The following is a 15,236-nucleotide window of genomic DNA, read 5'->3' as shown; positions in this document are numbered from 1 at the left end:
AGCAGCAAGCGCGAAGGCATGTTCGCAACTCATAAAAGTTACATGCTCTCTCATCACTCGCTGGCAGAGGGCGGCTCACTGCTGGTCGTCAATGTTCACGCGATTAACTTTGTTCGTGCGCACCAATTTTCCCAAGAAATAGAGCTCATCAAAGAAGAAATACTAGAACATAAAGGACCGCTTATTGTAGCGGGTGATTTTAACGTGTGGAGCCGCCAGCGCCGGCTAAGCTTGCTGCAGTTCTGTCGAAGTGTGGGTCTTCGGCAAGCAATTATGGTTGACCCACATCATGTTAAGACTTACCGACAGCATCCTCTTGATTTCATCTTTTACCGGGATCTCACACTGCAAGAAACACTAGCTATTGATACCAGTAACGTGTCCGATCACAACCCGCTTTATGCGCGGTTCAGACTATAGCGACTCAGAACTAACGTTTTACCACAAAAAAAGTGAGCCCCTGCGGCAGAGCTCACTTTCCTTAGAATATGTATATAAATCCAAAGCCGACTTCGGCCTCGTAATTGCTACGAGCGATTGGGCTATCGCGAACTTCACTACTGTAATATTCAAACAAGGCTTCGCCATAGAGCTGCCAGTTATCATTGATGTAGTGGCGATAGTTGTAGTCAATGCCAACTGAGCGTAAGCCGCCACTCATTGACGTTTGCGGTAAGCCCGATGCCGCAGCTTGCCCCGCGTCTATGCCAAAACCTTTGTTGGCGTACTCGCTGTCGTGAAAAGTGGCCACGACATTAATTTCAGAGCCGGTACCGTCCATTTGCTCGCCAAAACAGCGGCCGACGCCGAACAGCGCCAGATTTCCTTCATCACTGGCGACAACACGGCTCACCAACCAATAGCGCCAATCGGCATCGAGCGCACGACGCGCTTGCAGCACCAGTTCAGCACCTTCGTCCTGGTCACCAAGCCCATCCAAATAGCCGTCCTCGGAATCATTCTCTTCACGGCCCTCATCGAAGCCAATGGCGGCCTCTAAAAGCCAGTGCTCGGCGCGCAAACCTCGCCATCCGAGAGCTTCACCCGCAAAGTTTTTGTACTTAGATCACAGGCCTGCAATTTATACTTGCCGCGCACTAGAACAGTTGCGTAATGCCCAGCAAAATAGCGTAACGACCCGATTTACTGACGAAGACCAGAATCAAGAACTGCCAGAAGGTGAGTCGAAGCATACCGGCAATAAAGGTAAGAGGATCGCCAATAAATGGGGCCCAGGCCATAAGGAGAGACCACTTACCGAAGCGCTCAAACCAGCGATGACCACGCTCCAGAGATTTAGGTTTGAACGGGAACCAGCGACGATCCTGATACTGCACCAGGAATCGGCCCAGAATGTAATTCACCACAGACCCTAACGTATTGCCAATTGAGGCCAGCCACCATATCGCCCAAATGTTGTAACCCATCTGTTGAGCACCCGCGACAACAAACTCAGACTGCGCGGGTAGTATTGTGGCGGCGAGAAACGCCGTTAGAAATATACTTAAGTACATTGGGCCATAGTTATTTTGAGTAGCTTACATCCGTCAAAAAAAGTATAACGAACAGTAGGTTGCTCGCCAGGTGGGTGTTATGTCTGCGTCGCAGCTTCAGCAATGGGCAGGCCGCAGTTCATAAGCGGCCATACCCTGTCTAACTAAAGACCCAGCTAACGCTTTTCTTTTTCTAATAAATCTAAGAAAAAAGCGTACTCCAGCGCCGTGTTTTTTAACCGTGCAAAACGGCCCGAAACACCACCGTGACCAGCTTCCATTTCTGTTTTGAACAGCAATAAGTTGTCATCGGTTTTGTAGTCGCGCAGCTTAGCAACCCATTTCGCTGGCTCGAAATATTGCACCTGAGAGTCATGCAGGCCTGTGGTCACCAAAAGGTTAGGGTAATCTTGCTTCTTGATTTGGTCATAAGGCGAATAAGACAGCATGTAGTCATAGTACATTTTCTCTTTAGGATTTCCCCACTCATCAAACTCATTAGTGGTTAGCGGGATACTTTCGTCCAGCATGGTGGTGACAACATCGACAAAAGGTACGTGTGCTGCAACACCCCGATATAACTCAGGAGCTTGGTTAATGACAGCGCCCATCAGTAGTCCGCCGGCACTTCCGCCCATGGCAAATACTTTGTCTTTTGCCCCATAACCTTGCTCAACTAAAGCTTTAGTCACATCGACAAAGTCATTAAAGGTGTTTTTCTTGTTTAGTTTTTTGCCGTCTTCGTACCAAGGGCGGCCAAGCATTTGTGAACCACGAATATGTGCAATAGCAAAAACGAAGCCGCGATCTAATAAACTTAGACGGTTACTGCTAAAGCTGGGATCAGAGGTAGAGCCATAAGACCCATAACCATACTGATACAGCGGGTTGGTACCATCTTTGTTGAACTTATCTTTGCGGTAAACCAACGTTACCGGTACTTCTGCGCCATCACGGGCAGTCACAAATAAGCGTTCAGAGGCATAATTTTCGGCGTCAAAGTCGCCAAGTACAGGTTGCTGTTTTAATAGTGTCTTATCTAAACTATCAAGACTGACATCATAATGACTACCTGGGGTCGTCATACTGGTGTAGTAAAGGCGTAACGAGTCGTTGTCGAGCTCATTATTACCGTATAAGTAAAGCGTGTAAGCTTGGTCGCGGAAGGTTAGTTGTTGGTCGTTATTGGTATCCAGGTTGCGAACAAACACCTGAGTTTGACCGCGCTGGCGTTGTTTGTAAACCAAATGCTCGTCGAACAATTCAATATCTTCCAGGCGAGTATCGGCTTTGTGAGGAATGACTTCTTCCCAGTTCTTTTTGTCGCCGATCTGGTTTGCGCTTACGCGCAGTAGACGAAAGTTTACGGCGTCCAAGTTGGTTAATACATAATAGTCGCTGCCGTGTTTGGCAATGCTGTATTCCAGTCCATCTTCTCTTGGCACAAACTCAACAGGCTTGGCGTTTGGATCGTTTGCGTCAATGAGCGAAACCCCAGATGACTCTGTGGCATCGTGAATAATATAAACTTTCGAATCGTCTTTGCTCTTGGTTATGCCAGTATAGAAGGTCGTATCCTTCTCTTCATAAACGAGTTCGTCTTCTTGTTGCTTGGTACCGAGTGTATGGCGGTAAACTTGGTAGCCTAATAAGGTTTGAGGATCCTTTTTAATGTAATAGAAGTGCTGACCATCGTTGCCCCAGACAATACTGCCTGACGTGTCTTTAATCTGGTCAGGAAGCAGTTCACCTGTTTCCATATCTTTAAGTTTGATCTGATACATGCGGCGACTGACCGTATCTTCGCTGTAGGCCATCACTTTGTCGTCTGGGCTTATAGCGAGTGTACCTAGCGAGTAATAGTCTTCACCTTCAGCAAGTTTGTTGACGTCGAGCAGAACTTGCTTGTCAGTACCTTCGAAGTCGGTGCTTCTAACGTAAATTGGGTATTCGTTGTCGCCACGCATTTCAGTCGAGTAAAAATATTCGCCGTCGCGTGTGGGTACTGAATTATCATCCTTCGCTATCCGGCTTTTCATTTCTTCAAATAGCGTTTGCTGTAGCTGTTCTGTGTGAGCCAGTTTCTGTGCTGCATATTCGTTTTCAGCTTCGAGATAACGGAGAACTTTAGGATCTTTGCGTTCGTCGTCTCGCATCCAATAATAGTTATCGATGCGAGTATGACCATGAATGGTCATTTCGTACGGTATTTTTTCTGCGACAGGGGCTTGCACACTGTCAGAGCGAGAGCTTTGGCTCGCCGGTGAGCATGCCTGGAGGAAAGCCGCACCCAAAAAGGCAATATAAAGTGCTTGTCGTCTATGCATTGGAATTTCTCTTTGTGATTGTTGTTTTTTAATTAAGTTAGGTAGCAGTCGGTTCATTACCCGGTCGCTAAAACCGCTCTATTTCGACCGCTTTGCTTCGCTTTGAAAAGCGCTTCGTCTGCGCGAGTCAAATCATACTGGTAGTCCGGATGACCAGAGTAAACGGAGATACCGATACTGACGGTGACGTCTATTGTTTGTCCGTCTAATAATTGAAAACTTTCTTTGAAAACGGCCGCTCGTATTTTTTCCGCTAACATTTGCGCTCTTTTCTCATCAACATCGACGAGTAAGACCATGAACTCTTCACCTCCGAGCCGAAACGTATAATCCCCGCTTCGTATGGTATTCGTCAGTAAAACAGCCAGTTGCTGTAAAACACGATCGCCGTTGTCATGACCATAGGTATCATTAATTTTCTTAAAGTGGTCAACGTCTATAATGAGTGCGGCGTATTTTTCTCCGCGTCGTCGCGCCATCTCAAGTTGCTTTGACATAACGGCCGGCAGAAACTTACGGTTAAGTAACCGGGTAAGAACGTCTTTTCCTGCCTCTAGTTCTTCACTTCTTTGGAACAGGCTATCAACGCAATAAAGCACGTTTTTCAACGCAGCCCGTAATTCGCGTATATACTTGATGGTCGGGCGTGCATCACCTTCTAACGTCGGAAGAAGTTTGTTATCGATATTCTCCATTTGCTCCAGCACCTGGTTACATTCAGGCGCTCCCTCGAAGGCGTGTAGCCCTTTGTGACGGAACCAGAGTCCAAATTCGGACTGTGTAATGCGCATGACGTTATTTTTACCATCGGCTTCAGCATATGAATAAAGCAATTCATTTTCCCAGTCCAGCAATGCTGCGCGTTGAAACTCTTTCTCGCGACCGATATTTTGGGTAATTGAGAACAGTCGGTATGCCTCTTCTTCTCGGCTATTTCGCTCACTGTTTTTATGATACGCAATTGACATGATCTCTAACGCTGTATCGATAAGCTGCGAAAAGAAGTTAAATTCTTCAATTGATGGAGCGTGTCGATTTAAATATTCCTGCTTCAACACTCTGCCGCCCCTTGAAACCAAATGTACGGGGATATTAATTCGCCCGTGTACCTCGCCGATGTGCAGCTGGGTCTGAATGGTATTATCCAGGCCTTCCTCTCCCAAATTTGGATCGAAGAGCTTTGTGAGCCAAGTTTGGAGTGAGCTTTTAAGGCGAGTCTGTACAACTTGGTTGTCTAAATACTGAGAAGCTTCTTTATGAGAAAGCATCACCTCATAAAAAGATTCAGCTAGCTCCGCTTTAATCTGACAGACGTTTCTCGCGATCTGTTGACGGGTTGACTGAGCCACACTATTCAGCGTGACGGCGTAATCCTGTTTTAGCTGATCAAGAAACATTTATTACCTTATCCTTAACAAATTTTAAGCTGGCACTGCATTGTGAGAAGCTCAAGCGTATTTAAACTCAAATTTACCATGATTCCAGCCTGCAAGTATGGGTGAAGTTTATAAAAAAATTGAGATACTTATTAGGCTATGTTTTAAACAAGGTTCCAGATGCCCTACGGAAAATATCAAAACCTTCCATTGACCGATCGTCTCATGATGATGCTTGAAGCGACTCAAGCAGGAACATGGGAATGGAATGTGCAAACCGGAGAGTGCTACTTTAACGAGCGCTGGGCTGAGATTATTGGATATACGTTAGACGGGCTAAAACCTCTTTCTATCGAGACGTGGCTAGAGTACGTCCACGCTGAAGATGGACAAGTCTCCGATAAAATTCTGAACGAACACTTTGATGGCAAACGCAGCTTTTACGAATGTGAAGCTCGGATGCGTCACAAAGATGGGCATTGGGTTTGGGTGCGGGACTATGGAAAACTTGTTTCCCGAACCGCCGATGGTAAACCGGAGTGGGTGGTTGGCACCCATATCGATATTAGTGGACTAAAAGAACTTAGCCAGCGTTTTGAAGCGTTTGCCGATCTCTTACCTGGTGTGGTCTATCAATATGAGCAGCATCCTGACGGCAGCTCATGCTTTCCATTTGCCAGTGAAGGACTACGTCACATTTACGGTGTTGCACCGGAAGCTGTTAAACATGATGCATCATCGGTGTTTGAGGTTATTCATCCAGATGACTTGCCTAGCGTAGCAAAGACAATTACTGAGTCGGCTGAAAAAGGTGTTGACTGGATTTGTGAGTATCGAGTTATTCACTCTGGTAAGACTCGATGGGTTTTCGGGCACGCTAGGCCGCAATCAGGTATTGATGAATCAACGCTTTGGTATGGCATGATCATCGATATTACTGAACGTAAAAACCTTGAGCTAGAGCTCGAAAAAAGCCAAGCCAACTTAAAGTTGGCTCAGAGAATCGCAAGGACGGGTCACTGGGAAGCCAATATGGAGTCGGGTGAGCTTTATTGGTCGGATATGGTTTATGAAATTCTGGGCTATCAACCGAGTGAGCTAAAGCCATCTGTCGAATTTTTTAGGAGCTTGGTTCCCGAGAAAGACATGCCATCCGTTGTTCGTAGTGAAGAGAGAGCTCAGAAGACAGGCATCCATGATGTTCAGCACAGAATGGCCACCCGTGATGGCAGCCTGATCTGGGTGCATGAACTGGCCGAATTACAGAGCTACGGTATTACCTTGATTGGAACGGTTCGTGATATTACCGAACAAAAAAACTTAGAGTTAAAATTAGAGAAACAAGCTGTTATTGACCCTTTAACGCAAATAGGGAATCGGCGGGCGTTTAATAAAGCGATGGATAGAGAGTTTAACCGCTACTCTCGCTATAAAAAGCCCCTTTCGCTGATAAGTTTCGACCTTGACCACTTTAAACGAGTAAATGACACATACGGCCATGCAGCGGGCGACAAGGTTCTTTCCGAAGTTGCTGCTACAGTAAAGTCAGAGCTCCGAGAGGAAGATATTTTTGCTCGCGTTGGGGGAGAAGAATTCGCCGTACTGCTGCCTGAAACCGATGAAAATGAAGCGCTTAAAGTGGCTGAGAAAATAAGGGTTCTTATTGAAGGGTTAGAAGTTAGCTATGAGAGCCATGTTATAAGCATTACAGCGACATTTGGGTTGGTGAGTCTTTCAGAGCAAGTTGTCGATCAGGAGCATTTATTGCAAATAGCGGATCGGGCTTTGTATAAAGGGAAAGCGAAAGGCCGAAATCAAGTTGTTTTGGCTGACGAAAGCCTATCTGAGTCGACTGACAAATAATTTTTTTGCTAAAAAGAAGGGCGGTGTTTAACCGCCCCTATCGTTTATTTATAGCTCTTGCTTAGTAGGACGAATAACCATTTCATTCACATCAACCTCACCGGGTTGCTCAATAGCAAAAGTAATAGCCCTGGCTATCGAGTCCGAATCAATGGCATCGCTGTATAAATCATCTGCCATCTCTTTCGCATCTTTATGCGAAATATGATCCGTCAACTCGGTGGCTACTGCCCCCGGCGAAATGTTGGTTGAGCGAATTTGGCCATTAGATTCCTGACGAATACCTTCGCTAATCGCTTTAACAGCGAATTTGGTTGCACAGTAAACCGTGGCGCCGGGGAATACGACGTGGCCAGCGACTGACGATAAATTGATAATGTGACCACTTTCCTGTTTGCGCATGGTGGGTAACACAGCGCCAACACCATACATGACACCTTTTATGTTCACATCAATCATCTGCTCCCATTCGTCCACTTTAAGCTCATCCAGTGGCGCCAACGGCATTAGACCGGCGTTGTTGACCAGTACGTCAATGCGCCCAAATTTCTCAAGCGCTGCGTTGGCTAAGGCTTCTACCTCGTCGCGCTTAGTGACGTCAACGGTCTTATAAATGGCTTCACCACCATCGCTTGTAATGGCATTAACCAGCTGTTGTAACCGTTTCTCGCGTCGTGCGCCCAGCACTAACTTAGCTCCTTTCTCTGCCAGCATTTTTGCGGTAGCTTCACCTAAGCCACTACTCGCGCCGGTAATAACGACTACTTTTTCTGCTACTTCAGACATAACATTCTCCGTTTTTAAACTGTTCTTATACCTACGAATTCAGCTGTGTTTGGATTACTTAGTTGGAAGGCTCTTTTACTCAAAAGTGTAGTCGAGCTTATAAAACTTGTCGAACCGGCAAACGCTGCGTTTTAAGTTGATATATCCGCGCATGCGAGGTACGTTTGCGGACACTTTTAATTAACAGTAAGTTCATATGCAACGCCTCATTAATTGGTTAAAAACACTTAGCGCTATTCCTTTGGCACTGGGTGTCATCTTTCTCGTGCTTTTGCCCTCAATTTTACTGTCGATGCTGGTTGTGGGTGTCTTCGACTTGTTGTTTCTGGAGCTTGCCTGGATGTCCTGGACCGCGTTTTGGTGGGTATTGGGAACTTGGTTTGTGCTAGCGATCATAATGTTAGCGAATAGCTCGGAGAAAATTCTATTTGGTTTGTGGCGCTAATAACTAGCGCCGCTCGAATAAAACAACTCTATTGCTCAATACTTCAATGTTTAGTTCAAATTGTTCGGCTATCCAATGCATGGTTTTGGGCGAGTAGAAGCTGACATGGGTAGGGTCATTTTTATATTGCCATGACTTAAAGAATTCGGGCGATTCTCTGGTAAACATGGATGTCATAATACCTAGCCACCCACCACGTTTGACTAAGCTAACCAGTTGGGGCCAGGCCTCATTGGGGTTATAGAAATGTTCGACAACTTCCGTACTGGTCACAAAGTCGTATTGACGAGTCACCTTGTTCTTGTCTGGGACATAGTAAATGTCGTATACCGACATACTCATACCATGTTCTTCCATCATCAGGTTAAGAACGGGACCGGGTCCACAGCCAAAATCTAAACCTTCCATACCAACCGAAAGTTTATCCAGAAGGGGTGTTGCAAGCTGGTTTAGAAATTGGCGGTAGCGCTCATCATTAGGGTCGTTCTCATGAAAGTCATAAATCGTTTTTTCATCGTTAGCGTCCAGGTAACTGTCGGGGGAGGCAAAGACTAAGTCACACTCAGTACAGCGAAAGTAAGAGCGCTTTTTGTCTTCACAAAAGAAGGCTGAAGGTGAGTGACATAAGATGCAGTTCATGCGCTTATGGTATGAGAACTTGAAGTTTTGTCAAAAATAGACTTTAGTTAACAAAAAGTTAACAGGCTAAATATTAAGCGCTTAGGCAAAACGAGGGAGATTTATGACAATGAAGGGACGCTTTGTGCTTGCTGTGATATTGAGCTTTTTTTGCTTGAACGCCAATGCCCAGCCTGTCACTATCAGTCCCGACGAGGAAATCATTAACTTAAACGCTCACCTTTATGAGTGGAAAGAGGAGCGAGAATTAAACGCCAGCAATATCGTACAAGAATTGCAGCGGTTGAATTGGCAAAAAGTAGGGGGCTCTTACAATAAGGGCTATATCAGTGACGCGTACTGGTATCGCTTAAAACTGACGCATGATCATGACTCACCGCAGTTAAGGTTGCTAGAAATAACCTACCCGTTACTGGATAAAATCGACTTTTACGTCAAAACGAATGGTAGAGCTACGCATTACTCGACAGGGGACAGAAGACGCTACAATGACAGGCCTATTCATGGACGGACGTTCGTTTTTCCCGTCGAGTTAGCGCCGAACGTAGTCAGTGAGGTGTACTTTCGGGTGCAATCTGCCAGTTCTCACCAGATTTCTACTCGGCTTTGGAGTAACGACGCTTATATAAAGTACAGCAATGAAGATGCGACCTACCGGGCGGTGTATTACGGTTCTCAGTTGATGCTTATTATCTTCATCTTCGGTTTGTATCTGCTAATGAGAGAGCGTGTTTATTTACTCTTTAGCTTAACGATATTGGGCTTGCTAACGTTGCAGGCAGCTATGCATGGGGTTCTTTTCCAGTATGTAATTCCTGGCTTTCCGCTGGCGCACGAATACGTCATTTTGACCAGCGTACCTTTTATACTCTTTATGATGCTGTGGTTCTCAAGTGACTACCTTAATCTGCGACAGCGCCATAAACGCTGGTATCAGGCGTACCGCATAGCAGCGCTCGTTGTTTTACTGGTTTTTATATCAGCGTTTATTTTGCCGTATCGGTTGGCAACAATGTTTGGCGTTGGGCTGTCGGTGCCTGTGACGTTGCTGACGTTATGGACGGGCATTCGGTTATGGTCAAAAGGGACTAAGACCGCGCGTTTGTTTACCATTTCCTGGGCGGCACTGTTGGTGGGCTGCCTGGTTACCATACTGAACCAGCTAGGAATAATAGTCATACCGGGGGCGTCTCAATACAGCATTCCAACTGGGGCCAGTATTCAGTCTATTTTAATGGCGTATGCCCTTGCTGATCGCTTCCAGAAAGACCGTAACGATAAGGTGAGGGCGCAGGAAGCGCGCTTTGACGCGTTGAAGAAGCAGCGCGACACAGAGCGTGAAATGATGCGTAGCGCGACGCGTAATCAACTGACTGGCTTGTGTAACCGGCAGGTATTTGAGGAGGTTTTAAGTAAGCATTTGCAGCGTAGTGGGCATGAGTCTTTAGCAATAGGGCTTTGGCACATAGAAGGTTTCAACGATTACCACAAGACTCTGGGCCATGAAAGCAGCGAAACTTTACTAAAAACTGTGGCTAGTCGTCTGAGCAGAGAGGCGGCGGAAATTTCAAGTATTGTGCGGCTGGACAGAAAAGACGATATTGCCGTAGCAAATATTGAAACGGTGACTTTTGGATGTATTTTTAAAGATCTTTGTCGGGAAGAAACGCTCAGCCTTGTCCAGAAGCTTGCCGATATCTTACACGAACCTATAGAGTTTAAAGGGTTGTCTATTGAGTTTGCGGTACGCTCAGGCTGTGCATTTAGCGAGCCGGGAATGGATGTATCAACGCTACAGAGACATGCATTTATCGCTTATGGTCATAATCTACCAAACGAGCAACAAGTCACCGTTTACAGTGCGGAAATGGATTCCTACAGCCCGCGCCGACTGACGCTAATGACAGAATTAAGAAACGCCCTTAAGAACGACCAGCTCAAGCTATACTTTCAGCCTCAAATTGACTTGAAAACTAATAAATGTGCTGGTTTCGAGGCACTGATACGGTGGACCCATCCTGAGTATGGCTTTATTCCACCAGACGAATTTATCCCTATCGCTGAAGAAACGGGAGTTATTCGGGAAGTTACCACCTGGGTATTGAAAAAAGCCGCAAATTTTTCCTCAGAATTAGAGAGTTTAGGTCAGCGTATAACGGTGTCAGTGAATATTTCCGCCGAAAACTTACGTGACAAAGACTTTGTTACAGAAATTGACGAGCTGGTGAAAAGCGGCCAAATGAGTGCCGACGTGCTTATTTTGGAGATTACCGAAACCGCAGCAATGGAAGATAGAGAAACTGCCATTCAAACCCTTATGGAATTGCACGCAGATGGCTTCAAAATTTCTATCGATGATTTTGGTACGGGTTACAGCTCCCTGGCTTATCTCGATGAACTTCCCGTTCATGAAGTAAAAATAGACCGTTCATTTATTCTTAAAATGCAGGAAAACGAGCAAGAAGACACCATTATTCGCGCCACTATCAATATGGGGCATGAGCTTGGCTTTAAGGTGCTTGCGGAAGGTGTCGAAGATGCGCAAGCCGTCGAAAAGCTTAAAAAGCGCGGGTGTGACTTGGTGCAGGGTTACTATTACTCAAAACCTAAGCCGAAAGCAGAGGCTTTGGCGTGGCTTAATGAGTTTGACGGTTGACGACTACACCCGATGACGATCTTTTCCCTTCTTTGAGCTGTATCTATAAAACCTATTAAAGCAAACGGTATGTTGCCTTGGAGGCATTAGCAAACCGTTGCTATAACTAATACAACGATAATCAACAGTTCACTTGACAAAAGGAAGACGTAATGAGTAGCTCAAACGGTGGCGGTAAATGCCCAATCATGCATGGCAGCATGACGTCTGAAAAGAAAACGAACACCCATTGGTGGCCTAATTCACTGAAGCTGGAAATTCTGCGCCAGCATGATACTAAGTCGAACCCGATGGATGAAGACTTCAATTACGCAGAAGAATTCAAAAAGATTAATTTAGAAGAATTAAAGCAAGACTTAAAAGACCTTATGACCGACAGCCAGGACTGGTGGCCGGCCGACTGGGGTCACTATGGTGGCTTAATGATTCGAATGGCCTGGCACTCGGCAGGCTCTTACCGCTTGGCCGATGGTCGTGGTGGCGGCGGCACGGGTAACCAACGCTTCGCGCCGTTAAACAGCTGGCCAGACAACGTTAGCTTAGACAAAGCGCGTCGTCTGTTATGGCCAATCAAGAAGAAGTACGGCAATAAACTGTCGTGGGCAGATTTGTTCATTTTGGCCGGCAATATGGCTTATGAGTCTATGGGTCTTAAAACCTTTGGTTTTGCCGGTGGTCGCGAGGACATTTGGCACCCTGAGGAAGACACATACTGGGGTAGTGAGAAAGAGTGGTTAGCGGAAACGAAAAACCGTTATAGCTCTGATGACGAGCGTGAGTCGCTGGAAAACCCTCTGGCTGCAGTGCAAATGGGCTTAATTTATGTGAACCCGGAAGGCGTTGACGGACAGCCGGACCCAGCGCGCACGGCAAAAGACGTGCGAGAAACTTTCAAACGCATGGCAATGAACGACGAAGAAACCTGCGCGTTAACGGCGGGTGGTCATACTGTTGGTAAATGCCACGGTAATGGTAAAGAAGAAAACTTAGGTCCGGAACCGGAAGCGGCTGACGTTGAAGAGCAAGGTTTTGGTTGGCGCAACAGTGGCGGTAAAGGCATGGGTCGCGACACTGTGACCAGTGGCATTGAAGGTGCCTGGACCACAGAGCCAACTAAGTGGGACAACGGCTACTTTTATTTGCTGTTTAACTACGAGTGGGAGCTGAAGAAAAGCCCGGCTGGCGCGTGGCAGTGGGAGCCCATAAACATTAAAGAGGAAGACAAACCGGTCGATGTGGAAGATCCGTCTATTCGTCATAACCCTATTATGACTGACGCTGACATGGCCATGAAAGTAGATCCGGAATACCGCAAAATTGCGGAGAAGTTCTACAAAGATCCGGAATACTTTGCTGATGTGTTCGCTCGCGCCTGGTTTAAGCTGACGCACCGCGACTTAGGTCCAAAAGACCGTTATTTAGGTCCTGATGTGCCGGAAGAAGACCTGATTTGGCAGGATCCAATTCCAAAAGTGGACTACACCCTGAGTGAAGCGGAAATTGCCGACTTAAAAGACACGCTGTTAAATAGTGGCTTAACCTCTTATGAGCTTATTTCTACAGCATGGGACAGTGCTCGCACTTTCCGGGGCTCAGACTTCCGTGGTGGCGCAAACGGTGCCCGTATTCGCTTAGCACCGCAGAAAGACTGGCACGGTAACGAGCCGGAAAAACTGCAAAAAGTGCTGGCGAAACTGGAAGAGGCGCAGTCATCTCTGGACAAAAAAGTGAGCATTGCAGATTTAATTGTTCTGGGCGGTACGGCAGCCGTTGAGAAAGCCGCGAAAGAGGCGGGCTACAACATTACTGTGCCGTTTGCTCCTGGTCGTGGTGATGCCACAGACGAGCAGACTGACGCAGAAAGCTTTGAGCCACTGGAGCCATTGCACGACGGCTATCGTAACTACCTGAAGAAAGACTATGAAGTTCCGGCAGAAGAGTTGATGCTCGACAGAACGCAACTCATGGGCTTAACAGCGCCGGAAATGACGGTTCTTGTCGGTGGCATGCGCGCTTTAGGTGCGAACTACGGCGAGTCTAAGCACGGTGTATTTACCGACCGTGTTGGCGTATTAACGAATGACTTCTTCGTCAACCTGACCGACATGAACAATGTCTGGAAAAAAGCTGGTGACCACTACGAAGTTCGCGACCGCAAAACAGACGAGCTTAAGTGGACCGCCAACCGTATTGACTTAGTCTTTGGTTCAAACTCTATTCTGCGTTCTTATTCAGAGCTTTACGCTCAGGACGACAACCAGGAGAAGTTTGTAAAAGACTTCGTGAAAGCCTGGACTAAAGTCATGAATGCCGACCGCTTTGATTTAAAGTAATCGGTTAAACCTGAATAAAGGCGTGTCTATTGGCACGCCTTTATTACGTTTTCAGGATCATTTTCAATTGCCTTAATTAGAACCCGAGCTGGGCCTGTCGGCTCTCTACGACCTTGCTCCCAGTTTCGCAAAGTGCTTACTTCAACACCAATTAAACGAGCGAATTTTGGCTGGCTAAGCTTTACCGATTTTCTAATGTTTTTGATTCGTATCGAAGCAATAAACTCTTCCCTGGATGGCTCCCTTTCGCCTTTAGCAATTTCATCCATTTGTTCAACGCTTTCCAGTAGCTCGTTAAATAATTCACTTTTCATTGTGACCACCTTTCAACAATTCCCCTTAGCTGACTGAGTTGCTCATCAGTAAGGTTGTCTTGCTCATTCTTACCGAAAACAAATAACATCCGTAGTTGCCTTAAGCTTTCCATAAATATCATTAGTGCGTCACTGGCGTATATATTGTGGGTTTAAAAGCAGGGTAAGTCAATGGCGTACTATGCTTTATGGAAAGAAACCATAATAACCGGGCTGAAAGCCACCATTGTCGATTGGAGTTTTTTCTTACAGCTAGATGAGTTGATCGCTAACTCGTGATCATGAGTACAATAGAGTTAGTTAAGTAAGATTCAGGAGGAAGCATGTCGAAAGTTCTATTAATTACCGGTGCCTCAAGTGGTATCGGTGAAGCCACGGCGCGCAAAGCGGCGCAGGAAGGCCTGAAGCTGATATTAACGGCTCGCCGGAAAGACAAGTTGGGTGCGCTGGTTAAAGAATTTGGTGAAGACAACGCCGTTGGTGTTGCAGCCGATGCTGGTAACTATGACGAGCTAGAGCAAGCTGTTAAACAAGGCGTTGATAAGTTTGGTCAGCTAGACGCGGTGTTCGCAAACGCAGGAACCGGTGTTTCAACGCCAGGTACTGAAGAAGGTGACGCTGAAGAATGGAAGCAGATGGTTGATGTGAACATTAACGGGCTTCTTTATACCGCGAAACTGACCTTGCCGCATTTACGCAAAACGACGGGCCACTTTTTAATGACCGGCTCTGCTGCCGGACGTATTACGCTTAAAGGCTCGGTGTATGGCGCCACCAAATGGTTTGTACACGGTTTCGCACAGAACTTAGCCGAAGAAATGAAAGAGTGGAACGGCCGTTGCACGACCATAGCGCCGGGTATGGTGAACACGCCATTCTTTGACGAACCTAAGCCGGACAAGCTGGACCCGGATGACGTTGCAGACGCTGTGTTGTACGCAATAAACGCAAACCCGCGTAACTGTGTGCGTGAAGTGTTCTTAATGCCGGCATATTAACGGGCA

12 protein-coding genes and 1 pseudogene are annotated in these 15,236 nt (G+C 46.5%); 6 read left to right on the top strand and 7 right to left on the bottom strand.

Going from position 1 to position 15,236, the window contains the following annotated elements; all coding sequences use genetic code 11:
• Window positions 1-420: endonuclease/exonuclease/phosphatase family protein (locus tag B3850_RS06945; protein WP_286911565.1), on the top strand; the 420-nt coding region annotated here is incomplete at its 5' end.
• Window positions 421-481: 61 nt separating this feature from the next.
• Here B3850_RS06945 and B3850_RS06940 read toward each other — a convergent pair.
• The 4 genes and pseudogenes from B3850_RS06940 to B3850_RS06925 all read right to left on the bottom strand — a co-directional run.
• Window positions 482-1,033 (bottom strand): annotated as a pseudogene (locus tag B3850_RS06940) (MipA/OmpV family protein); the annotation flags it as partial.
• Between the two features lie 64 nt (window positions 1,034-1,097).
• Window positions 1,098-1,514: a YqaA family protein gene (locus tag B3850_RS06935; protein ID WP_286876238.1), complete on the bottom strand. Its 417-nt coding sequence runs from the start codon at window positions 1,512-1,514 to the stop codon at window positions 1,098-1,100.
• A 155-nt stretch (window positions 1,515-1,669) separates the two neighbouring features.
• Entirely contained in the window at window positions 1,670-3,820 is a 2,151-nt protein-coding gene (locus B3850_RS06930) for a S9 family peptidase (RefSeq protein WP_286876240.1), read from the bottom strand.
• A 56-nt stretch (window positions 3,821-3,876) separates the two neighbouring features.
• Window positions 3,877-5,217 carry a GGDEF domain-containing protein gene (locus B3850_RS06925; RefSeq protein ID WP_286876242.1) on the bottom strand — a complete coding sequence of 447 codons (1,341 nt, stop codon included), beginning with the start codon at window positions 5,215-5,217 and terminating at the stop codon, window positions 3,877-3,879.
• 159 nt (window positions 5,218-5,376) lie between these two features.
• Between B3850_RS06925 and B3850_RS06920 the strand changes: the two genes are divergently transcribed.
• The gene (locus B3850_RS06920; protein WP_286911563.1) at window positions 5,377-7,059 is read left to right on the top strand and encodes a GGDEF domain-containing protein; all 1,683 of its coding nucleotides are present in this window, start codon (window positions 5,377-5,379) and stop codon (window positions 7,057-7,059) included.
• 48 nt (window positions 7,060-7,107) lie between these two features.
• Here B3850_RS06920 and B3850_RS06915 read toward each other — a convergent pair whose 3' ends face one another.
• Entirely contained in the window at window positions 7,108-7,845 is a 738-nt protein-coding gene (locus B3850_RS06915; protein WP_286876246.1) for an SDR family oxidoreductase, read from the bottom strand.
• 196 nt (window positions 7,846-8,041) lie between these two features.
• On the opposite strand from B3850_RS06915, the gene B3850_RS06910 reads away from it, so the two are divergent.
• Window positions 8,042-8,290 (top strand): hypothetical protein, encoded by a 249-nt coding sequence (locus B3850_RS06910; RefSeq protein ID WP_286876248.1) that lies wholly within the window; start codon window positions 8,042-8,044, stop codon window positions 8,288-8,290.
• Window positions 8,291-8,293: 3 nt separating this feature from the next.
• On the opposite strand, the gene B3850_RS06905 is transcribed toward B3850_RS06910, so the two are convergent.
• The gene (locus tag B3850_RS06905; RefSeq protein ID WP_286876250.1) at window positions 8,294-8,929 is read right to left on the bottom strand and encodes a class I SAM-dependent methyltransferase; all 636 of its coding nucleotides are present in this window, start codon (window positions 8,927-8,929) and stop codon (window positions 8,294-8,296) included.
• 103 nt (window positions 8,930-9,032) lie between these two features.
• Here B3850_RS06905 and B3850_RS06900 point away from each other — a divergent pair, with 103 nt between their 5' ends.
• Together B3850_RS06900 and katG are read left to right on the top strand one after the other, a co-directional pair.
• Entirely contained in the window at window positions 9,033-11,585 is a 2,553-nt protein-coding gene (locus tag B3850_RS06900) for an EAL domain-containing protein (protein ID WP_286911562.1), read from the top strand.
• 152 nt (window positions 11,586-11,737) lie between these two features.
• Window positions 11,738-13,918, top strand: coding sequence for a catalase/peroxidase HPI (katG, locus tag B3850_RS06895; RefSeq protein WP_286911561.1), 2,181 nt, complete (start codon window positions 11,738-11,740; stop codon window positions 13,916-13,918).
• A gap of 26 nt (window positions 13,919-13,944) precedes the next feature.
• On the opposite strand, the gene B3850_RS06890 is transcribed toward katG, so the two are convergent.
• A complete protein-coding gene (locus tag B3850_RS06890; RefSeq protein ID WP_053954235.1) occupies window positions 13,945-14,232 on the bottom strand; it encodes a helix-turn-helix domain-containing protein in 288 nt (95 codons plus the stop codon).
• A gap of 323 nt (window positions 14,233-14,555) precedes the next feature.
• Between B3850_RS06890 and B3850_RS06885 the strand changes: the two genes are divergently transcribed.
• Window positions 14,556-15,230, top strand: a complete 675-nt coding sequence (locus tag B3850_RS06885) for an SDR family oxidoreductase (RefSeq protein WP_286874919.1) — start codon at window positions 14,556-14,558, stop codon at window positions 15,228-15,230.
• The last annotated feature ends 6 nt before the right edge of the window (window positions 15,231-15,236 follow it).

Source organism: Idiomarina sp. UBA4520, from assembly GCF_002388365.1.
Lineage (GTDB): Bacteria > Pseudomonadota > Gammaproteobacteria > Enterobacterales > Alteromonadaceae > Idiomarina > Idiomarina zobellii.
Note: the sequence above shows the minus strand (reverse complement) of the source record. Positions and strands in the feature narration are given on the sequence as shown.